This window comes from Bacillus paramycoides (assembly GCF_001884235.1).
In the GTDB taxonomy this organism is placed as follows: Bacteria; Bacillota; Bacilli; order Bacillales; family Bacillaceae_G; genus Bacillus_A; species Bacillus_A paramycoides.
In genome coordinates this window covers 458,103-481,356 of record NZ_MAOI01000079.1, presented here as the reverse complement: position 1 = coordinate 481,356, position 23,254 = coordinate 458,103, and the positions used below count along the sequence as shown (strand labels likewise).

General features: G+C 32.8%; 12 protein-coding genes, 6 pseudogenes and 1 riboswitch. Of the genes and pseudogenes, 13 read left to right on the top strand and 5 right to left on the bottom strand.

Translation table 11 applies throughout. The features are described from left to right. Positions 1-307 precede the first annotated feature (307 nt). Complete coding sequence (locus BAU28_RS18655; protein ID WP_071719503.1) at positions 308-1,504, top strand: 3D domain-containing protein; 1,197 nt, start codon at positions 308-310, stop codon at positions 1,502-1,504. A gap of 1,144 nt (positions 1,505-2,648) precedes the next feature. On the opposite strand, the pseudogene BAU28_RS31010 reads toward BAU28_RS18655, so the two are convergent. After that, a pseudogene (locus BAU28_RS31010) lies at positions 2,649-2,919 on the bottom strand (hypothetical protein); the annotation flags it as partial. A 236-nt stretch (positions 2,920-3,155) separates the two neighbouring features. Beyond that, a riboswitch (M-box (ykoK) riboswitch) is annotated at positions 3,156-3,332 on the top strand. Between the two features lie 212 nt (positions 3,333-3,544). Here BAU28_RS31010 and mgtE point away from each other — a divergent pair. From mgtE to mgtA, 6 genes and pseudogenes are all read left to right on the top strand, one after another. Then, positions 3,545-4,873: a magnesium transporter gene (mgtE, locus tag BAU28_RS18650; protein WP_002172084.1), complete on the top strand. Its 1,329-nt coding sequence runs from the start codon at positions 3,545-3,547 to the stop codon at positions 4,871-4,873. Positions 4,874-5,017: 144 nt separating this feature from the next. Beyond that, positions 5,018-5,182: pseudogene (locus tag BAU28_RS18645) on the top strand (FtsW/RodA/SpoVE family cell cycle protein); the annotation flags it as partial. A gap of 223 nt (positions 5,183-5,405) precedes the next feature. Next, complete coding sequence (locus tag BAU28_RS18640; protein WP_071719502.1) at positions 5,406-5,732, top strand: heterocycloanthracin/sonorensin family bacteriocin; 327 nt, start codon at positions 5,406-5,408, stop codon at positions 5,730-5,732. A 168-nt stretch (positions 5,733-5,900) separates the two neighbouring features. Beyond that, positions 5,901-6,158: pseudogene (locus BAU28_RS31005) on the top strand (DNA polymerase thumb domain-containing protein); the annotation flags it as partial. Further along, a pseudogene (locus BAU28_RS30715) lies at positions 6,153-6,572 on the top strand (replication-relaxation family protein); the annotation flags it as partial. The pseudogenes BAU28_RS31005 and BAU28_RS30715, both read left to right, overlap by 6 nt. A gap of 274 nt (positions 6,573-6,846) precedes the next feature. Then, on the top strand, positions 6,847-9,540 hold the full coding sequence (gene mgtA, locus BAU28_RS18630) for a magnesium-translocating P-type ATPase (RefSeq protein ID WP_071719501.1): 2,694 nt from the start codon (positions 6,847-6,849) through the stop codon (positions 9,538-9,540). Between the two features lie 435 nt (positions 9,541-9,975). Here mgtA and BAU28_RS18625 read toward each other — a convergent pair whose 3' ends face one another. Continuing rightward, the gene (locus BAU28_RS18625) at positions 9,976-10,176 is read right to left on the bottom strand and encodes a DUF2187 domain-containing protein (RefSeq protein ID WP_002172089.1); all 201 of its coding nucleotides are present in this window, start codon (positions 10,174-10,176) and stop codon (positions 9,976-9,978) included. A 250-nt stretch (positions 10,177-10,426) separates the two neighbouring features. Here BAU28_RS18625 and BAU28_RS18620 point away from each other — a divergent pair. Next, a pseudogene (locus BAU28_RS18620) lies at positions 10,427-10,597 on the top strand (SAM-dependent methyltransferase); the annotation flags it as partial. 142 nt (positions 10,598-10,739) lie between these two features. Here BAU28_RS18620 and pdxR read toward each other — a convergent pair. Beyond that, positions 10,740-12,170 (bottom strand): MocR-like pyridoxine biosynthesis transcription factor PdxR, encoded by a 1,431-nt coding sequence (gene pdxR, locus BAU28_RS18615; RefSeq protein WP_071719500.1) that lies wholly within the window; start codon positions 12,168-12,170, stop codon positions 10,740-10,742. Positions 12,171-12,318: 148 nt separating this feature from the next. Here pdxR and BAU28_RS18610 point away from each other — a divergent pair, with 148 nt between their 5' ends. Continuing rightward, positions 12,319-13,236 (top strand): DMT family transporter, encoded by a 918-nt coding sequence (locus tag BAU28_RS18610; RefSeq protein WP_071719499.1) that lies wholly within the window; start codon positions 12,319-12,321, stop codon positions 13,234-13,236. 71 nt (positions 13,237-13,307) lie between these two features. Here the strand turns inward: BAU28_RS18610 and secY are convergent, their stop codons facing one another. Continuing rightward, complete coding sequence (gene secY / locus BAU28_RS18605) at positions 13,308-14,612, bottom strand: preprotein translocase subunit SecY (RefSeq protein ID WP_071719498.1); 1,305 nt, start codon at positions 14,610-14,612, stop codon at positions 13,308-13,310. 496 nt (positions 14,613-15,108) lie between these two features. Here secY and BAU28_RS18600 point away from each other — a divergent pair, with 496 nt between their 5' ends. After that, complete coding sequence (locus tag BAU28_RS18600; protein ID WP_131801209.1) at positions 15,109-15,423, top strand: hypothetical protein; 315 nt, start codon at positions 15,109-15,111, stop codon at positions 15,421-15,423. A gap of 585 nt (positions 15,424-16,008) precedes the next feature. Next, the gene (gene pulA / locus BAU28_RS18595; RefSeq protein ID WP_071719496.1) at positions 16,009-18,579 is read left to right on the top strand and encodes a type I pullulanase; all 2,571 of its coding nucleotides are present in this window, start codon (positions 16,009-16,011) and stop codon (positions 18,577-18,579) included. A 726-nt stretch (positions 18,580-19,305) separates the two neighbouring features. On the opposite strand, the gene BAU28_RS18585 is transcribed toward pulA, so the two are convergent. Further along, complete coding sequence (locus tag BAU28_RS18585; protein WP_071719494.1) at positions 19,306-20,307, bottom strand: alpha/beta hydrolase; 1,002 nt, start codon at positions 20,305-20,307, stop codon at positions 19,306-19,308. A 683-nt stretch (positions 20,308-20,990) separates the two neighbouring features. Here BAU28_RS18585 and BAU28_RS18580 point away from each other — a divergent pair. Continuing rightward, a pseudogene (locus BAU28_RS18580) lies at positions 20,991-22,420 on the top strand (ABC transporter permease). A gap of 11 nt (positions 22,421-22,431) precedes the next feature. Continuing rightward, on the top strand, positions 22,432-23,109 hold the full coding sequence (locus BAU28_RS18575; RefSeq protein ID WP_002172100.1) for an ABC transporter ATP-binding protein: 678 nt from the start codon (positions 22,432-22,434) through the stop codon (positions 23,107-23,109). The last annotated feature ends 145 nt before the right edge of the window (positions 23,110-23,254 follow it).

Below are 23,254 nucleotides of genomic sequence, written 5' to 3'. Positions count from 1 at the left end.
TAAGATAACAATTTCATTTAATCTTATTTGTTTTATAGGAATTATAAGCTATGCTGAATGTAGGTGCAAAAATGTACCATTTGAAAAAGAGTGTGAGGCAAAAAGGAACCTATAAAAGGTTCCTTTTTTGTGTTTAAAAAATGAAGAAACATTATAAATCTGGAATGAAAAGGGGTTTTATAAACAACAACATATTAAGTTGTGTTAATATATTGTTACAAATATATTGTTATTCAGTGAATTATCCTAATTTTACGGAAACATTTGATATAATAAACTGCAAAAAATAAATATAATGGAGGCTATTATGAAAAAAATAATTGGTGCAGCAACAGCAACAGTTTTTGGGTTGGGGGCTTTTACAACATCCGTTACCGCAGAAACTATTGTAACAGCTGATGTACTAAACGTACGCGAAAACCCAACTACAGAATCAAAGGTTGTCGGTAAAGTATTAGATGGGCATAAGTTAAATGTCATACATACTGAAAAAGGGTGGTCGAAAATTGAGCTAAACGGTAAAGAGGCATTTGTAAGTTCCGAGTTTACAAAAAATATTTATCATGTAACAGCAAACTTGTTAAATGTACGTTCTGAAGCGAACACAGAATCAGAAATTCTTGGCAGACTGAAAAAAGATGATGTAATTGAAACAACGCAGCAAGTGAAAGATGGATGGCTGCAATTTGAGTATAAAGGAAAAACAGCGTATGCAAATGTTTCTTTCTTATCAAGTACAGCAACAGTTGAAAAGAAAGGTGAAGAGAAAACGCAAGAAGTAGTAAAAGCGAAAAAAGCAATGCAAGTGAAAGAAGTAGCAAAAGTACAGGAAGTAGCGAAAACGAAAGAAGTAGCAAAAGTACAGGAAGTAGCAAAAGCAGGAGAAGTAGCAAAAGCGCAGGAAGTGGCAAAAGCGCAGGAAGTAGCAAAAACGAAAGAAGTAGCAAAAGCGCAGGAAGCAGTGAAAGCGCAGGAAATAGCAAAAGCGAAAGAAGTAGCAAAAGTACAGGAAGTAGCAAAAGCGCAGGAAGTAGCAAAAGCGCAGGAAGTGGCAAAAGCGCAGGAAGCAGCAAAAGCGCAGGAAATAGCAAAAGCGAAAGAAGTAGCAAAAGCGCAGGAAATAGCAAAAGCGAAAGAAGCAGCAAAAGCGCAGGAAATAGCAAAGGCAAAAGAAGTATCTAAAAATAACACACAGTCTGCTAAACGTGAATTAACGGTTATAGCAACAGCGTATACTGCTGATCCAAGTGAAAATGGTACATATGGTGGACGCGTATTAAGTGCGATGGGGCATGATTTAACGGAAAATCCGAATATGAGAATTATTGCAGTTGATCCAAAAGTAATTCCATTAGGATCAAAAGTATGGGTAGAAAATTATGGTGAAGCGATCGCTGCTGATACCGGTAGCGCAATTAAAGGTAATCGTATTGATGTTTTAGTAGGTTCAAAAAGCAAAGCTATTAATTGGGGAAGACAAACTGTTAAAGTAAAAGTTCTATGATAATTATGGTTACCCAAATAGAAGTCATTTCTCTTTATTGAGACTGGCTTTTATTTTTTGAGTTAGTGCAACTCATTGCCGACCTAGGCATTTCAAGGGACTTATTGTTAAACCTGCACCTAAATATTAATATATTGGTTCAAAACCTAATTAACACGTAAACGATTTAAAATAAAAATTCGAAATTATTAACACTGATAAACTGTCAAATAAAAAAAGACCCTGTAAAAAATACAGGGCCGGATACAGGGTTAAGGGAACACATAGTTTCTTAGCAACATAATAGCATATGCTTTTGGGGAATTACATATGAAATTTGACAACTTTAAGAACAAGATAGAAGGTTTTTAAGAGAACAAATATAGTACTGGAATTCGATTATACTAAAAAAGAAAAGACACCTTTTTGGTGTCTTTTCTTTTTTAGTATACAGCTCACGCGTTGCTGAATTAGATATGAAACCATAATTCGATTATGAAATAAACAACATAAGAAATTCTAACATAATTTGGACTACAAAGAATATGTAATACTGCATTCTATAAGTTTTTATTTACTTTATTGGATATAGCAGCAATGTAAGTAAAAAGGGCATGCAGTTGTATCTGCCGCCCTTTTTAGGAGGAATTTATTCTGGATAAAAACTACGAATAACCAGAAAATGTGCTTATGATCTGTAAAATCCAAATATTAAAGAAGCTAAGGAGGAATTCAAGACACCAATAGGACACGTATTGGTAAATAGGTTCAAAAATAGTATATGTGAAAAGGGAGAGTCTTATACAAAAAGTAGACAGAACCTTACCCTTTCTGCTTTTTCAAAAATCAATTTCCTTCCTGTTTAAAATCAGTACAGCACGCAATTTCTATATGGTTTGAAATGAAATCAGAAAAAGTATATATGAAAATGGCAGGCAACAATTTTTGTTGCCTGCCGGTACCAGTGGATTGAATGAGTTAGTCAATTACAATAAATTGCTTTCCCATTACCAGAAGAGTGAAGCCGCTAGTTCAAACGGCTTAGACATAGTTTGCCTAATAAATAAAAAATTATGAGTAAAAATTCTGTTTGCTCTATATGAAAAGATAAATAGATATTCATCAGACAAGGATAAAACAGCATATCTTGAATAGGGTGTAGGAACTAAATAAGGAAAAGGGTATTCATGAAGGAAGGGACTGAATCAGGAGTGGGGTTTTCAGACAGGATTTGGAGAGCGGTAGTTGCTTGTATATAGCCATTAAAGTCTACTGAAGAATAATAAATTTCTTTTGGTATACTTTCTTTAGACTGGAAATGTGCTTTTGAGTACTTTACATAGTGGCTTTTAATAATTTTTGATTCAGGAACAATAGTATTTTTGTGTAACAGTAGAAGATGGTATGAACTTAACAGAGTCTTGATAATGATGATTTTAATATACTATTAAACCTGCTTAATGAGTTCATGGTTAATATTTTATAGTTTTAAAAATTTAGCGCATAAATTGTAAGGTTCGCTGTATAAATATAAATTATTATACAGATGTTTATATCTATGATTTGGGAATGTTTTGATATTAAAAGGTGGAAAAATAAGTTTTATTATAACTTGACAAGTTCAAATATAGTGGATATGCTTTAACATGAAACAAGCAAAAAATTTTAAATATTTATAACCTGTTAGGTGAGGCTCCTATACAAACACAGGCTATTGCCCAAAAATATCGAAAGATGCCAATGGGTAGAACAGGAATTGTCGGATTAAGGCTCTTCTTAAGATAGCTAAGTGATGAATGATTCATCCTTTACGTTGTATAGTGCCAAAACTCAACTAGGGGGAATGAGCTTTATTTAGCTATGTCTTTTTTAAAATCAGCCTCCTTTAGTTGAATCACTAGGGGAGGTTTTTTATATGCAAAATTTTATTTGTAATAAATCTCTTATAAAAGGGGGGGAAACTAATGATTGATGATATTGATCCCATATTTATTAAGAAATTTGTTTTCCCAAAAGTGGGAAAATGAAAACAAGTACCACTGTCCTTAAGGAGGAATTACGATGAAACAATGTTTACAACAATTATTAACGACAAAAGACATACACTTAGTGCGAGAGCTTATAAAAACTCAATCCTATGATATTGCAATGGAAATGAAAGATTTTCATCATAAAGATCAGATATCTTTAATGAAATGTTTTCCTACTGAAAAAGGTGCGAAAATTCTTAGTTACCTTACTCCAGAGGAGCAATATAATATTTGCACCAACTTGTCTGTGGATAAAGGGGAAGAGCTATTAGCTAGGCAATCTATTGATGACCTTGTTGATGTAATTCTTTCAATTCATCCACTTCAGGCTGAAAAGTTGATACAACTTTTGTCTGAAGAATCTCAACAAAGAATTAGAAGTCTGCTGGTTTTTCAATCTGGAACAGCTGGCAGTCTGATGACAATTGACTATATTGCTGCCAGAGAAAATTGGAAAGTGAAAGATACGCTGTCGCATATTAGAAAAATTGGGGCAGGGGTAGAATCAATTTCGTATATTTATGTTCTTGATACGCGTGGTCAGCTTAATGGAATTGTTTCTATTCGTGAATTATTGCTAGCTTCAGATGATAAGACTTTATCATCAATAATGGCATCAGATGTTATTTCAGTTTCAGTGGACCTAGACCAACAAGAAGCTGTACAAAAGCTAATGGATTATGATTTATCCGCTATACCTGTAACAACAATGGATAATCGGATGATAGGTATCATAACCTTTGATGATGCAATGGATGTTTTCGAAGAAGAAGCAACTGAAGATATTCAAAAATTAGGAGGGAGCACACCATTAGATAAGCCATATTTCGAAACCTCTATTTGGCAAATATACCGTAAACGTATAGGGTGGTTATTACTTCTGTTTGTAGCAGAAGCATATACTGGTTCTGTACTTCGACATTATGAAGAAACCTTGACTCATGTAGTTGCACTGGCTTTCTTTATTCCATTGTTAATTGGAACTGGTGGAAATACAGGTACACAGGTCGTAACTACATTGGTTCGTGCTGTAGCTCTAAATGAGGTGAAATTTAAAGATATATTTCGTGTTATGAAAAAAGAAGCATTAGTAGGTATTTTACTCGGGCTTACATTAGCCGTGGCGGCATTAATTCGTGCGTACACTTTAGGCGTAGGTACAGAAGTCGCACAAGTTGTAGCTATTACTGGATTATTCATTGTTATTTGGTCGTCTATTGTTTCATCTGTATTACCCTTGATTCTAAATAAGTTAAAGCTGGATCCAGCTGTTATCTCAGGTCCGTTCATTACGACATTAGTCGATGGGACTGGGTTAATTCTGTACTTTACCATTGCAAAAATGTTACTAGGTTTATAAAAAATTTATATTAAGTTTTTATACCTAAGTTCGTTCCCGCAAAGTTTGTAGACAAATTTGTTGGAAGTATGGGGAAAGAGAGAATAGAAATGAAAAAAAGTATTAAAGTTAATAGATTATCCGTTGGTGTTTTCGCTTATCATTACAATTCAAAAGGAAGGTTTTTTACCTGAGCCTCATACTGATTTTATTATGTCAATTGTATCTGAGAAGCTTGGTATTATAGGGGTACTGATCATATTAACTGGTTTATTAACTATAGTACTTTGCTCTTTTAAAATTGCTCAAGAGTGTAAAAATCAATTTGGAAGGTGTCACGGGAATTTTTCCCCCTTCCGTTTATAAAAATGAGCCCATAGTAAAAATAACCTAAAAATAGGCATATGAACAAGCTGCATCATCTAGTGATAGGTCATATTTTGTTGGTGTACGTATTGAACTTAGTTTATAGCGCTATTTCTACTTAGATTTAACGAACAGAAATATAGGAAAGCATCGATGGGGTTCTAGTTTATAAACGGAGGTCATGAAAATGAATAAGTTTCAACAAGAACTACAAGCGTTAAGCCTTAATGATTATCAGTCTGGAAATGTTGTGTATTGGGACCAGCAAAACCAATATCCATATTACTATATTGAAGATGATGCTCGTCGCTGTGGCGGTTGTGGTCGTTGTGGCGGTGGTCGTTGTGGTGGATTTCGTTGTGGTGGATTCCGTTGTTTTGGTTGCTTCGGTTGCTTTAGTTGTTTTGGTTGTGGTGGTTGTGGCGGTTGTGGTGGTTGTGGTGGCGGTGGTTGCTCTAATTGTTTTGATGGTTTTGCCGGTACTACTGATACTATTGTAACATATGAATATTGATAAGAGACAAAAGGAATCCATTTTGAAAAAAGATTGATCAAAATGGATTCCTACTTTTTTAATAATTATACGAATTTTGTAAAATGTTTAATCAAAACTCACTTAGAATTTTTTACTTGAAGGAATAAAGCATCGTTTCTTTTTTATAAATATCGTAACTTTATTTCAAAGCTACAACGACCACTTAATAAATTTCGGGGAATTCCGCACAAAACAGAAGAAAAGTTAAACCGAAAGGGAATACATTCTATCGGAGATTTGGCCATTTACCCTCTTAAACACTTAAAACAAAGCTTCGGTAAGAACGGAGAGGAATTGCACTTACATAGCAACGGAATTGACTTCAGCCGTAATTCGGAGAAATATATGCCTGCTACAACTTCTGTCGGGAAAAGCCAAATCCTAATGCGTGACTATACAAAAGAAGGGCATGCAAAGTTTGGTGATGATGGGAAGGTTGTATCAAGTGGAAAGCTTGCGCATGCATTACAAAGGAACGAATCATGGTTACGTTTATTATGTCCAGATGATTGGCAAGTAGAAACAGAAATACGCTTCAGGAAGAATGGAGAGAAAAAGAAAATTATTCCGTATGTGAAATGTCGAGATGAAGAAGGCGTGCTCCATGCAATTGAAGTAAATCGCTCACAGAAAATGAAAATGAATGAAGAGAAATTAAAAAAGTACGAAGAGTTCACATGAATTTATAAACAGAAATATAACGGGAAAATGCCGAGTATTCATTTTTTTACGATTACAAAATACAGAGAAAAGAAATTGGAAGAGTTAGCAGCTAAGTATGATGTTTTTGTGAAGGTGTATGTATTAGAGGGAATATAAAAAAGTGCTAACAAGTTTGCAAACGAAGTTCAAAAATAATAAATGAAGAATCTACACTACTATACTAGCGACAGACCACATTATATTCAAAAGTTTTGCTGCTAATAAGAGGAAACTTATAAATAAAAATTACTTTTTACGGTGAGAATAATACTATTTAAGTGCAATAGCACTTCTAAATTTAATTGAAAATTCAGGGTGATTTTAAAAATGTAGTTTTAAAATTATATTTTGAAAAAACTGGGGGATTTTATTTAATGGATAGGAGGCTAAGTTGTTGCGATCTAATAAAAAAAAATCTTTTTATAATCAGGAAGTACTAAGCAAAAATTATAAAATGCTAAGTGAAATTGCAAAAAGTGATGTTGAGTCGACGTTAGCTTTTTTTAAAACAACGTCTCATGGACTTTCTCAGGAGGAAGCTACTAAGCGGCTTGAAGTATATGGGGAAAATAAAGTAGTTTATCAAAAAAGAATAAAATGGTACATAACATTATTTAATTCTTTTAGAAGTCCGTTTATTTCTCTTCTAATAATATTAGGGATGTTATCTTTTCTTACTAATGATATAAAGGGTACTATTATTGTAGGGATTATGGTGGCTGTAAGTGCGTTAATTCGGTTCATACAAGAAATTCGTTCTCAGAAGTCTATAGAAAAATTACAAAATCTTGTATATGAAAAGGTAACCGTCCTCAGGGCGGGGAATGTTTTATATAAAGAAAATAAGAGGGCGGTATTAGAAGAAAGTGAAAAGGTACAAGTTGCTCTTGAGAATCTTGTACCAGGGGATATTATAGAATTATCTGCTGGGAATATTGTACCTGCAGATGTACGAATTATCTCATCGGAAAATTTACTTGTAAATCAATCATCACTAACAGGGGAAGCATTACCTATTGAAAAATCAAATCAATATTTCCATATGTACAAAAAACGTAAAATTAGAAAAATCCAAAATTTAATTGAATTAGAAAATCTCTGTTTTATGGGAACCCATATTATAAGTGGTACCGCAAAAGCAATAGTTGTAGGTACTGGAACAGATACTTACTTTGGTTCAATAGCAAAGAATCAGTTCAAACTGAACAAGAAATCTGATTCTAGATTCGATAAAGGGGTAAGCAAAGTTAGCTGGCTATTAATTAAATTTATGATTATCATGACACCTATTGTCATGATGATACATGGGGTTATAAATGGGAATTGGTATGAGGCATTTTTATTTGCTATAGCTGTAGCGATTGGACTTACTCCAGAGATGCTTCCAATGATTGTAACCGCTAATTTAGCTAAAGGTTCTATTAATATGAGTAAAAAGAAGGTACTTGTAAAACAACTATCTTCTATCCATAATCTCGGAGCTATGGATATTCTCTGTACCGATAAAACAGGAACGTTGACAGAAGATAAAATGGACCTGGTACGCCATACAGATACAAATGGGGAGAAGTCGGATGAGGTTTTGAAATTAGCGTATTTAAATGGTTACTTTCATACAGCATATAAAAATGAAATTGATCTATCGGTTATGCGTTATGTAAGAGATAGTAGTAAATATGATATATCTCAATACACAAAAATAGATGAATACCCATTTGATTTTGATCGAAGACGAGTTTCAGTTGTTGTAGAAAAAAATGCTAACGAACGAATAATGATATGTAAAGGTGCTGTTAGAGAAGTTGAATCAATTTGTAGTTATATAAAAGAAAATAATAAGATTATTCCTATTACAGATGAAATCCAACGTAAAAATAAACACTTAATTGAACTCTGGCAGGAAAAAGGGACGCGAGTTATTGCAGTTGCATATAAGCAGTTAAAGAGTGATAAAGTGGGGAGTTACTCAATTGATGATGAATCAGATATGATACTTGTTGGATATGTAGGCTTTTTAAATCCACCCAAACAATCGGCTATCGCTGCACTTCATACTCTACAAAAGAAAGGAGTACAAGTGAAAATTTTAACTGGTGATAATGAGTCCGTGACAAGAAATATATGTAGGAAAATGGGCTTGTATATAGGAGAACCAGTACTGGGTTATGAAATTGATAGTCTTCCTGATAAAGTATTAGTAAAACTTGCAAGTAAAACAAGTGTGTTCGCAAAATTAAATCCTAGTCAAAAATTCCGTATTATTAAGGCACTTCAAATGAATGGTCATACAGTTGGGTTTATGGGGGATGGAATTAACGATGTGTTTGCTTTAAAACAGTCTGACGTTGGTGTATCTATCCATACAGCAGATGATATTGTTAAAGAGTGTTCAGATATTATACTTATAGAAAAGAATTTACATGTTTTAGAAGATGCTATAGTGGAAGGTCGGACAACGTTTGGAAATATACTGAAGTATATTAAGATGACAGCAAGTTCAAATTTTGGAAATGTATTAAGTTTTTTAATTGCTAGTGCATTTCTTCCTTTTCTTCCAATGCTACCAATCCAAATATTATGTCAAAACTTACTATATAATCTATCCCAGCTTTCAATTCCATGGGATAAAGTAGACAATGAATTTTTAGTAAAACCAAGAAATTGGGACACAAAAGATTTATTTCGTTTTATCATTTTTATTGGGCCGGTAAGTAGTGTTTTTGATATAATCATTTTTATTGTAATGTGGAATATATTTGGTGCAAATATTCCTGAAATGCAATCCTTATTTCAAACGGGTTGGTTCGTAGTAGGGTTATTAACACAATTATTAATTGTACATATGATTCGTACTCAACATATTCCTTTCTTACAAAGTACGGCTGCTGGGCCAGTTTTGGTACTTACAGGCTTAGTTATGATTATAGGGATTTCCCTTCCATTTACCAGTTTAAGTGCTCAAATTGGCTTAACTCCACTTCCGTTTTATTATTTTCTGTGGTTATTGGGAATTTTAACAATGTATGCACTAGTTACTCAGATTATAAAGAGAATATACATCAGGAAGTTTAGTCGATGGCTTTAAAACTAAAAAAATTGGTCAAAAAACAAGTTTTACTAAATACTATATCCTTTATGAATAAGGAACTAATGGCTAATACAATGTATATTTGGTTTGGCTGAAAATGAATCAAGTAGAAGTGATTTTTTAACAGTTACAATAAACATAAAAGAACAACCTCACGTCAGCCAATCGTAATAAAGGTGGTTCAAAAAGAAAATAACTTTTTGTAACCTAGCACCTAACAGCAGTAGTTACATATCAGACGGGATGTTACCATCATCTTGTCTTTTATTTATTCACTATTTTATTTATGCATATGATTGTAATGGAAAAGTCTATACAAGTAATTGTTTCACAGGATACTTTCCACCATGCGGTACCCTTAAGCGTGGTAACTGTCCAACGTTAGATAAAAAGATCCTAGTGGGTACTAGGATCTTTTTATCTATTATAAGTTTACTTCATTTTGTGATAACAACCATGTTTTACGACTTGTCTAGTTTCGTCTATAGCATGTGTTTCTGCAATCTCTGCAATATCAACTACAATCGTATTTTGTAAGATATTCACTACATAACCTGTTAATTGTAAGGAGGAGTTATTACGATAGGGAAATTGTACGAAAGAACCAATTGTAACGTTATTTTTTGTTTCCATATGATACACCTCATTGACACTAGTTTTCTTCTTGTGAAGTTTCTTTCATCATATAATACATGAATGAATAAAAAATACAAGAGCAAAAATCAAGTATACATGGGGAGAAGTACTTTTGACTAAGGGTGTTATAAATAGTTTTCACATGATGAAAACTATGAGAACTAGGGCATTTGTAAAGCTTACTTATTTTATCAAATAACGTTAAATAATCGTACAATATAAAGCTGAAATTAATAAAAAGAAATAATATTCACTAATGGAAGGCGTGAAAATGTACTTCTATGATTCTGAATCCGTAAAACAAGATTTTAATAAGTATGGATTGGTACAAGTTTCAGAAATTGACGAACCAAATAAGAACGCGAAAAATAAGCCTTCAATAAATTTTTTAATGATTAAATGTAAGAAAGAACAATAAGGGTAAATTTGTAGATAATAATTACAATTGTTATATATAGATTACACACAAATAAAAAGGACAAGCATATATTATAAATATCCTATTAACTTTAAGTAACATTAACATTCGTTATTAAGGTATCTCAAAATCCCTGAAAAGACTATTTAAAATTGCTTATTGTATCATGTAATTTCTCTAAACCAATCAACATATCTTTTTCATTTAACATTGAATAACTAATTCGCAAGTGATTACATTGAGTTTCATGATTTAATAGACAAGCTGTGCCGGGTAAAAAAGAAACATCTACTTCATTAGCTTTTTGTAGTAATGTAAAGGGATCGATTGAGTCAGGAAGTGTAACCCATAAATTAAATCCGCCATTAGGTATTTCAAACTGTATTTCTTTTAATGGCAATAATATATCAATTGTTATATCACGTCTTATTTGTAAAGCTGTACGTAATTTTTCTAAATGATTTTTCATACGTTCTGCACGTAAAAAGGGAAGGAGTGCTTTTTGTGTTAATAAAGGACTGCCAATATCCATTGAACCCTTTACTGCATAAAGCCATTCAAAAATAGGTCCTTCGGCTACAAGTGCTGCAATGCGAAGTCCTGGTGCTAACGTCTTACTAAATCCTTTTACATATATAACATGACCATTCGTATCAAAGCTTTTCATTGGAGGTGGTACTATAGCATCCTCAAAATATATTTCTCCGAAAGAATCATCTTCAAGTATAAAAAATTGGTATAACTCTGCTAGCTCTACAATCTCCATGCGTCTTTCTTTACTCATCACAGTACCTGTCGGGTTCTGAAAAGTAGGATTCACATACAACAAAACAGGATTCTTTCTTTGACAAATATCATCGATCAAATCAGAGCGAATTCCGTTTTCATCAAGACTGATAGGTATAATTTGAGCTCCTTTATTAACAAACACATCAAGTGCAGCGCCATAACACGGACTTTCTACTAACACTATGTCTCCAGGTTTTAATAATGTTTGGGCGATTAAATTGATTCCTTGCTGGGCTCCGCTTGTAATTAATAATTGAGATGGATCTGTAACTAATTGTTGGTGTTCTTTTAAGTAATTGGCTATTTCACCTCGGAGCTCACTATCGCCTTGAACAGGTCCGTAAGTAGCTAGTATCATCTGGTCTTTATTAAGTAATTTGTGCATTTCATCAGATAGAAATGGATTTGGTAATAAACGTGGATACAAGATCGCTTGTGAAAAATCATAATATTTACGATGTTGATTCATTACATATTGAGAACGCAGAACATTGATGGATTTCGTTTGTTGCCATTGATATGGAATTGGTTTGAAATCTTTCTTTACACGTTTATATATATAAGCACCTTTTCCTTGCTCAATCCGTATATAACCTTTCGTTTCTAACTGTTTATATGCCTTACGAACAGTTAATAAGCTAATTTGCAAATCCACGGCCATAGAGCGTAAAGAAGGGAGGGAATCACCATGTAAAAGCATTCCGTTTTGCACTCTCTCAACAATTTGCATATATATTTGTTGATAATAGGGTATGTTCGATTCTTTACGTAGTACAATCTTCATGGCATCACCTATTTTTCTTTTTAATTTTATTAAAGCGAAAAATATGCTAGTAATCAACTATAACTGTGGGCAACTGTTATAAGCGCTAATACACTGTTATACACCGTATCCTCTATACTCATTTCAAGAGTAAAAAGGAGGAAGCTTAATGGTCATTTTCAATTACATTTTAGTATGTATCATTTTTGGAACAACATTTTTAACGATAAAGCTCGGAATAGAAGCAGGTGCACCACCTTTGTTTTCGGCAGGAATTCGTTTCTTTTTGGCGGGGATTATTCTTATGGTTATATTTAAGTTAAAACGAAAAGAAATTATGCCGTATTTATTTTCAAAGCGTATTATGTACGCTGGTTTTTGTTTAACATTTATGACATTTGCAACATTGTACTGGGCTGAACAACATATTTCTTCTGGCTTAGCTGCTGTCCTTTCTGCGACGGGACCAATGATGATTTTGATATGGCAGTCAAGGCGAAATAAAACGAAATTACAAAAAGAACAACTCGTTGCTTTAGTTATAGCACTTGTAGGTGTTTTTTGTATTTCTTTACCTGGACTGCATCAAGAACTAACATTTATATGGAGCATCGCTTGCCTCGTTATATTAGTGGGAGAGTTATTTTACGGAATAGGTTCTATTCATTCAAAAGAAATACTTTCAGATTTATCGGACGTATCACCATTTCTAATTAACGGTATTCAAATGTTTTATGGTGGGATTTTGTTATTAATTGTATCTATTGCATTTGAACAGCCAAATCTAGCAATCTTAATATCTTGGAATGTACAATGGCCGATTTTATATCTCATATTTGTAGGGTCGATTGGTGGACACGGCTTATACTACTGGCTCTTATCAAAAACAAATCCAGTATTTCCATCAACGTGGTTATATGTATCACCATTAATCGCTGTTATTGTGGGATATATCATTTTAGGAGAGCCTTTAAATCCTGCAATGGGTATTGGAGCTTGTTTAATCTTGATTGGTGTATTTTTAGCGAATCGTACTACACTTGGAGTTTATTTTAAGCAAGGGAAGTTATTGAAGAAGGAAATGTAGTTTTGAAAAATAAGTTTTTATAATAAAAAACACACTAGATAACAAGTGTGATATCTAGCGTGTTTTCGTAATTAATTCACTTTTTTTATAAATCCTTTATAATGACGTTTCACAAGTTGGCTTTCTAACGTCTTCATCGTTTCTAATGCTACACCTACGATGATAAGTAAGCTTGTACCACCGATTTGAGCAGATGGCGGTAATGTAGCGATTTTCGTAAATACAAGTGGCAATATTGAAATTGCTCCTAAGAAAATTGCGCCAATAAATGTTAAGCGATATAAAATTTTTGTTACATATTGTTCTGTAGATTTACCTGGACGAATGCCAGGTACGTATCCATTTTGCTTTTTCAAATTCTCAGCCATTTGTTCAGGGTTCACTTGAATGAATGCATAGAAATATGTGAAAGCAACGATAAGACCTACATAAAGTGTCATTCCAATTGGATGTGCGAAATCGAAGTTCGCAATTATCCATTTAGATAAGCTTGAATCAGGGAAGAGCTGCGCTATTGTACGCGGCGTCATTAAAAAGGCAGAAGCAAAGATGACAGGGATAACACCTGCACTATTTACTTTAAGAGGTAAATGAGTATTTTTTGCTCCTTGATATTGATTGTTTCCTGAAACAGCTTTTGCATATTGAATAGGTATTTTTCGAACAGCTTGTTGGATGTAAATAACACCTACAACAATTGCTAAAATAACAAGTCCAATTAAGAGAATTTTTATGATATGCATAAATAACTGATCGCCTGCGTTTTGAAATTGTTGTAAATAAATTTGATTTGCAACGTTTGGAATCGCTGCAACAAGACCTGCGAAGATAATCATTGAGATTCCATTACCGACGCCGTTAGCGGTGATTTGTTCACCTAACCAAAGTAAAAATGCAGTACCAGCAGTTAAAACTGTCGCAATAAATAAGTATGTAGTCCAGCTTGGATCTGTTATTAATTGTCCGCCTGCTATATTATTAAAGCCAATAGACATTCCAATGGCTTGTATGAATGCGAGAATGATTGTAAAGTATCGAGTGAATTGAGCTGATTTCTTGCGGCCCATTTCTCCTTGTTTTGCCCATTCTGTAAATTTAGGTACAACGTCCATTTGTAGTAATTGTACAATAATAGAAGCTGTAATATATGGTGTGATACCTACAGCAAAGATTGAGAAGTGTTGCAGTGCTCCTCCGCCAAATACGTTCAGCATGCCTAAAACGTTGGCTTGATCTTGTACTTTTAATACCTCTGCGTTAGTATGAGGAACTGGAATAAACGTGCCAATTCGAAAAACAATTAACATCGCTAGTGTAAAAAGAATTTTGTTTCTTATCTCAGCCACTCTCATAAAGTTTGAAATCGTACGAAACATCATGTCGCCTCCTGTATTTTTATCAGTTCAATAAAACTGATTATTATATCCCGATGAAATAACCACAAACCTCCTTCCGCATTAAATTCATTTGACAAATGGAATTTCATACATTTTGTAGTTTTCACGGATATAAAAATATAAGGTGTTATATAAGCGACCTATAAATTTTTCGTAATCATTCAATACCCATAATATATCGAATAAATTAACAAATGTACATACATACGCATTAAAAATGAATGAATAGGGTGATTTTTTACATTTATTTAATGTTTGATTGATAGAACATGTTCTTAATTGTTATAATTTTCTTAACGAATAAAAGGAGGTGAGTAGATCGGATGAAGTCTTTAAAAGAGAAACATGTGGAAATACATCTAGATCTTTCTCACATAATTGATGGTGTATACATTAATAAGTATTAAGCAGTATTTTATACATCATACATAAAGTACATTTCCACATTGTTTAAAAACGTGATGAGGTGGATTGTATGATGAAATTAAGTACGATGTTAAAAGTGGTCGTAACTGTTGATGAAGAATGGCGAAGTTCTTTTGCTGAAAATATTTTAACAAACTGGGAATACGATGAAGGTAATCTTTATTACATGCGTGCTAGCTCAAATTTTGTATTTATTTTTCAAAATAATGGTGAGCATTTTTTCCTTAGATTTGTAGAAAAAGAAGAAAAAAGTACAGAAGCTATTCAAGCTGAAATTCATATTTTGCAATATTTATCAAGTTGTTCATTGCAAGTGAATGTACCAGTTTTATCGAAAAATCAGTGCTTTATTTGTACCGATTAAAAAAATACAAAATAACAAATAACTTCATATCCGAAATATAAGTTTAAATAAGTTGTATAATTAAGTAAGTTAGAAATATAGTTTTTATTCATATATTAATACATTACAAAAAAACAGCTAATATCTTGATATGATATTAGCTGTTTTTTTGTAATGTAGCAAGGCATTAGCGGAAATAAACTTATTTTGTCTAGAAGATAAGTTTATTTTCAAATTTAAATACTATTCACTCTGTCTAACTTCAATAAGTTGTGACTTTAACCATAAATGAAATCAGTAAAAACAGAAAATTAATAATATATTGACCTCTTAATAGTAAGTGCTATAGAATGAAAGCGATAACAAACGATTGCTTTAAAATGATTTCCCTGATCTTTTAGTATTTACAAATATAAGAAGGTATAAACAAATCTATTTTTTTAATCTTTAATGCAAACGATTTCGTATTAAAAGATCATTGAAATACATATGTGAAAATAGCAAATATGGAGGTGAAGTAAAAGAGATTTCTAGATTAATTTAAGCAGTGTTATTTAGTATGAGTATAATAAATCGCTCGTAATATTTAAAGAAAGGGTGTATGTGGTGCGAATTACAAAAAGATTAATTAACAAATCGTTTTTATTACTTACCATTATCGTTATGTTATCATCTGTTTTCTCTTTTCAGAGTGTGAAGGCCGTTTCAAATTCGAAAACTACTGAAATTATCATTCATTACAAAGAGAAGTCTGGAAATACAAAAGACTGGAATCTTTGGATATGGGGAGAAAATGCAAATGGTAAATCTTATGAATTTAATGGTGAAGATGAATTTGGAAAGTACGCTAAGATAAAAATAGATGGTGACTATAATCGTGTAGGATTTATAATTCGTACGAATGAATGGGAAAAAGATGGTGGTGATCGCTGGATTGAAAATATAAAGGACGGTCGTGCTGAAGTATGGGTCCTTTCTGGCGATGAAAAAGTATATGATTCTAAGCCTTCTTCTGAACTCTCTATTCAAAAAGCTACTATTGATAGTTTCAATGAAATCACTGTAACTACTAATGTTCCATTCAATATTAAGGAACAGAAAATTGAAATTGAGGGCATTAAAATTAAGGGAATTAGTCCTCTTGATACAAATGGTGGAGATATTACAAATAAAGTTAAAATAATTACGGAACAGAAAATTGATTTAAAACAAACATACAAAGTTAAAATAGAAAACTTCGCTGATGCGAATACTGAAATAGGCAAAGTCATTCGTAGCGAGGAATTTGATAATTCATTTTATTATGGTGGTAATGATTTAGGGAATATATATACTCCACAACATACAAAGTTCCGTTTATGGGCTCCTACTGCGAGTGAAGCGAAGTTAGTTACATATAAAAAATGGAGCGATAAAATAGGTACTGAAATAAACATGCAACAAGGTGAAAAAGGAACTTGGATAGCAGAACTTAAAGGGAACCAAAAAGGTCTCTTTTATACGTATAAGGTGAAAATTGGTGATAAGTGGACTGAAGCGGTTGATCCGTATGTGCGTGCTGCTTCTGTAAATGGAGATAAAGGTGTAGTCGTTGATTTAAAAGAAACAAATCCGAAAAACTGGAAAGCGAATAAAAAGCCAAAATTTAAAAATCCGGAAGATGCTATTATTTATGAATTGCATGTACGCGATCTTTCCATCCAACCTGAAAGTGGTATTAAGCATAAAGGAAAATATTTAGGTGTAACAGAAAAAGGAACAAAAGGGCCTGAAGGTGTAAAAACAGGGCTTGATCATATTAAAGATCTTGGTGTTACTCACGTTCAGTTTTTACCGATATTTGATTATGCTTCAGTAAATGAAGAAACTTTAAACGAACCACAATATAACTGGGGATATGACCCGAAAAATTTCAACGTCCCAGAGGGCTCCTATTCTACAAATCCTTATGAGCCGACTGTTCGAATAACGGAATTAAAGCAAATGATTCAAACACTGCATGATAATAATCTTCGTGTTGTGATGGACGTAGTATATAACCATATGTATAATGCCGCTGAATCTAATTTTCATAAGTTAGTTCCAGGTTATTATTATCGTTACAATGAAGATGGAACATTTGCAAATGGAACTGGAGTAGGAAATGATACAGCTTCAGAACGAAAAATGATGAGGAAATTTATGGTTGATTCTGTAACATACTGGGCAAAAGAATACAATTTAGATGGGTTCCGTTTTGATTTAATGGGTATTCATGATTATGAAACGATGAATGAGATACGTAAAAGTGTTAATCAAATTGATCCTTCTATTATTCTGCATGGAGAAGGCTGGGATTTAAATACACCTCTTGCAGCTGAATTGAAAGCAAATCAAAAAAATGCAGAGAAAATGAAAGGGATTGCTCATTTTAACGATAATATACGTGATGGATTGAAAGGTAGTGTATTTGAGGATAAAGATAATGGTTTTGTAAATGGAAAGCAAAACATGGAAGACCGTATTAAAAAAGGCATTACAGCAGGTATTGACTATGATACAAACTCGTCTACCTATCAAGATCCAGAGCAGGTGCTAACTTATGTGGAAGCACATGACAATCATACATTATGGGATAAACTTGAGTTGACTAATTCAGGTGACAGTGAAGAAGTGCGAAAACAAATGCATAAATTGTCTTCTTCTATTTTATTAACATCGCAAGGTATTCCATTTTTACATGCAGGACAAGAGTTTATGCGCACAAAGTATGGTGATCATAACAGTTACAAATCTACTGATTCAATTAACCAAATGGATTGGTTGCGCCGTGCAGCGTATAATAATGAAGTAGAGTATATGAAGGGCTTAATAGATTTACGCAAAAAATACCCAGCTTTTCGAATGACATCTGCAGAGCAAATTAAAAAGGATATATCTTTTATTGATGCTCCAAAAAATGTTGTAGCTTATACAATAGATGGAAAGGGTAATGAGAATAAAACTGAATACTTTATGGTGGCTCACAATGCAAATAGAGAAGCGGTTGACATAACGCTCCCATCGAAAGGTCCATGGAAAGTACTAGTAGACGGTAAGCAGGCGGGAAGTAAAACACTTTATGTTGTCCATGACAATAAAATTAAAGTTCCTGCATTAAGTTCATTTGTTTTAAAATCAGAAAAGCCGATTAAATAAAAGCAAATAATGTGAAAGTGTATACTGAATTGAGCAAATTAAATAAGGATTATAAATGCAAAAAGCGAAGTGACGGTTGTTTTCACTTCGCTTTTAAAGTCAAATTAGTATAATTTCACATACTGTAATTATATTACAATTTAATAAGAAAAATAAACAAGAGATTGTTGCTATTGTAACAGTAGGGGGGAGATATTTTTGTATTTATTTATAAAATTATCTAAAATACATTTTTCTTTTTCTAGACTCATGAAGAGGTATGAAAATCAGAATTTACAATTCAAAAGCCAGCTTAAAGTAATTGCAATAATCACTTTAGATATTAATCTTAAAAAAATAAACAAAAAGAGAAGAACTCACCAATGTTCTTCTCTTTTTTATATGAAATTAGGGTTTCCATAACTGTAGATATGGATGGTGTAAATTAATGGATGAATAATTTACTCTTAAAATTATAACAGAACAAATAAAGATTATTATATGTAATATTGCATATAAAGGGTAAACAACAATAATTTCTTTTGATAAAAAGGAGCCACTGGTGAAAATGATGAGTAGCGCTTTTTCATATGGCGAGTTTGTTTCTTAGTTATTTCCTAGACTTTAGTTCATTTTCCAATCGTGTAAGGTTAAGGGAGATACCAGTAGAAAGGAAGATTTAAAAATGAGCTTGGTATAAAATGAAACATTGCAAGTATAAGATTCTGTACTTAGTAATCTCCCGTCTTAATGCATGTCATTGGGTAAGTGTGGGGAGTTCAATCGATTCCGAATAAAATCGATAGTATCAATTGCAATTTTTTTACGTTTAAGAACAATCCCGGCATGTCCACATGTATAAATATATCGTGTAGGTCTTTCCCAGGATTCCCACAAGTAGTCCGTATCCTCAGAGTGCACATATAGATCGTGCTTGCCTGAAATTAATAAAATATTTTCTTTTTTTACTTTTGGTAATGCTTGACTCGGTTCAGTGATTTTCCAATAATCTATTAAATCATCATATGTTACACCATGATGTTCCAAGTCTTCTCTAATAAATTTACCTGGATTTGTCTTCCAAATTGAATACGATAGCCGATTTGCGTAGAAAATGGATGCTAATACATCAATCTCTGGCTCAACAAGAGATGTTAGGTTAGTAATAACCCCACCTAAACTGATTCCTATTAGAATCAGGGGACCATTTTTATTTGCTTTAACCCATTTGATCAAAGTTCGTAAATCAGCTACCGCTTGTCTAGTTGCTTCTACAGTTCGTTCAATATTGGCACTTACCATGTACTCTCCACTGAAAAGGGATTGTTTGGGTTTTCTTTCAAAGTGATATGGTAGAGTGAAATAATACATATTCCACCTCAAGTTGGTCATATGGTCGTGAAATATTTTTTTTACACGTTCGTTAGAATCCATTCTCCAACCATGAACAAAGATGACATGAGGTGCATCTTCATTTTTATGTAAGAATATTTCTCCAGTTACAGAGTCGTTGCGTGAATCACCAGATTGAACCGAGCTTTTATATTTGAATTGTCCAACCATGTATTCCTTTTCCTGTTTTGAATGCTTAATGTTAAAATGAATATCAGATGGTTTTACTTTATAAAAAAAATCTATGTCCTTTATATCTAGTGAAGTGTTAGAAAGAGAAGCATACTGAAACTCTACACTTCTTTTTTTGTGCAAATCATACAAGGCGTATCGATCAATGAGTTTTGAAAAAATCAAATTAACCTCCTCCAAAATACATATTGTTTAAAACATGGGCAAAATTTATGTTTTATTTATGCTGTAAATTAATTATAAAATATTAAAAGGATTATACATCATGAATAATCTAAATGTATTTCTAGAAGAATATCAATTTATCAAATGTTCTCTTTTCCTAATATTAGGTGCTTGAATTATAAAAATAGGTGATAAATTTGTATATTATATTATAAAACTAGCAATAAAATAAAACCATAAATAATTTATACTAAAATCTAAAAAGAAAGTTAATATTCTCATTATTATAAGAGAATATTAACTTTCTTTTTTTCGTATTAAAAGGTACACCTTTTGAAGTGACGTGCTTTCTATGAAAGACATTAATAAATACCCATATAACTATCCAAATAGGATGCTTTTTCTTTGTTGTGTAAAAATTACACAACAAACATAAATTTGTATGTTATATACATTAAATAAAGCTTAACTCTTCCTTTTTTCTATAAGTGCCTTAAATGGAGTGACTCTTTACCAATATTCAAAAACGATTGCGTTTTTGAAATTGTGCTCCAGTTTTTCTTGATCAGGTCAATGCATAACTACACATAAACTCCTTATATCTCTAGATAAACTACCGATTAGCTCCATATAGACTCTAGATAACCTATATAGAATACAAGTTATCAAGGAGGTAAGAAAAAATGAATTTTATGAAACGAGCAATTCTCAGTATGAAAAAAAGAGTGGGAACATCATTAATTTTGATGGCAGTCTTCCTAATTGTTACAAATTTAGTGTTGGCAGGATTTGCAATCCAAAATGCATCCAAAAAAGCTGCGGATGCAGCAAGAAAAAAACTAGGTGCAGATGTTACTTTAAGTCTTGATTTTGACAAATTAGGTCAACAAGCTCGGGAAACTGGAGAGATGCCTAATCCGCCGAAGCTCAACACGAAAGAAGCAGATCAATTAGCGAAGTCAAAATATGTAAAAGACTATAATTACATAAGCAATACTTTCGGAATTTCGGATGGACTTAAACTAGTAGGAGCTTCAGAAGGAGAAGAAGAAGGAAAGGGTAAACGGGAATGGCGGCTGTACGAGGCGGTTCAAGCTCCGGTACAGAAATAGATATGAATGCTTCCTTTATGATTGAGGGAGTTCGCAAGACTGCATTACAAGAAAGCTTTAAGAACGGAAAAAGTAAAATCATTGATGGGAAACCAATTACAGAACAGATGAAAGATCAGAATGTAGCTTTAATGGAAAAACGATTAGCGGAATTAAACAATTTGAAAGTAGGAGACAAAGTTAAAATGCAATCAGGGGATAAGAAGGAAACCCTTGAAGTTGAAATTATCGGCATTTACGAAACGAATGAGCAAGCAATGGGTCAACAGGCCCCTCCTATAATGGATCCAGCTAATAAACTATATATGCCGCATTCAACTATGAAAAAATTAGAAGTAGACCAAGGTATAAGTAGCGTTCAAGTCGTGTATTTCTTGAAAGACCCACAAAACATTGAAGCATTTAAAAAAGAAGCAAAAAAATCTAATATTAATTTTAATTATTATAAATTAGATGCACATGATTCATTGTACAAACAAATGATTGGGCCTATCGAAAATATCTCATCTACTTCTCAAATGATTATTTATATTGTATCAATTGCAGGTGCGATTATATTAGGGTTAATCATTATGTTATCGATTAAAGGGCGTCGTAAAGAAATGGGGATTCTATTGTCCATTGGAGAAAAAAAGTGGAAGCTGATGGCGCAGTTTGTAGTAGAAGTAGTATGTATCGCTATTTTAGCATTTGGATTATCCATAACAACAGGAGCTAAAGTTTCTCAATTCATAGGGGATAATTTACTTTCAAGTGAAGTTGCTACAGCAAGCGAAGAAACAAACACCCCGCAAAATGGGACTGTAATGATGTCTGGACCTGGTGGAACTGTACAAAATCAAAAAGAGGATCCGATTGATAAAATTGATGTAAGTGTAACAGGAGAAGATGTAGGCAAAATGGGAGGGATAGGACTAGCTATTGCTATATTAGCAACGCTTCTTCCAGCATTATCTATTCTACGTTTAAACCCAAAACAAATTCTTTTAAAAGATGAATAAGGAGGCTCGATATGGAAACGATTTTACAATTTAAAAATTTGGACTATTACTATGAAAGTAATGGCAAAAATGTAGCGATATTAGATAATGTTAATTTTTCTTTTCAAAAAGGGCATTTCTACACGATTTTAGGACCATCTGGATCTGGTAAAACCACAACTCTGAGCTTAGGTTGTGGACTGGATGTCCCTAAAAATGGTTACGTACTGTATAACGGAAAAGATATTCGGAAAATTGGTTTGGATCGATACCGTAATCAAAATGTATCTGTAATTTTCCAATCTTATAATTTAATTACCTATATGACTGCTCTTCAAAATGTCCTAACAGCTATGGAAATTACAGGTGTTAAAGTGCAAAATAAAACTGCAAGGGCATTAGAATTATTAGAGAAGGTAGGGCTCACAGAAGTAGAAGCGAAACGTAACGTTTTGCAACTAAGTGGCGGGCAACAACAGCGTGTAGCAATTGCTCGAGCGTTATCTTGTAATGTTGATTTACTGATCGCGGATGAGCCAACAGGAAACCTCGACGAAGAAACGGCAATGGATATAATAGAACTGTTTCAAGAACTTGCACATAAAGAAAATAAATGTATTATTGTTGTGACGCACTCACAGGAAGTTGCTAAAAAATCAGATCGTGCAGTTTATTTAAGTAAGAAGAAGTTAGTAGTAAACGAAATCTAATATAAATACTCTAATTTTTTATTCACATAATTTTCGGAAATTAGTTTCTTCAAATATTAATATTTGATATACAATAAAACCAAGCCATTATCAAAATGGTCTCCCTGTATTGAATGTTAAGATAGTTTGTTGTTCCTTTTTTAAC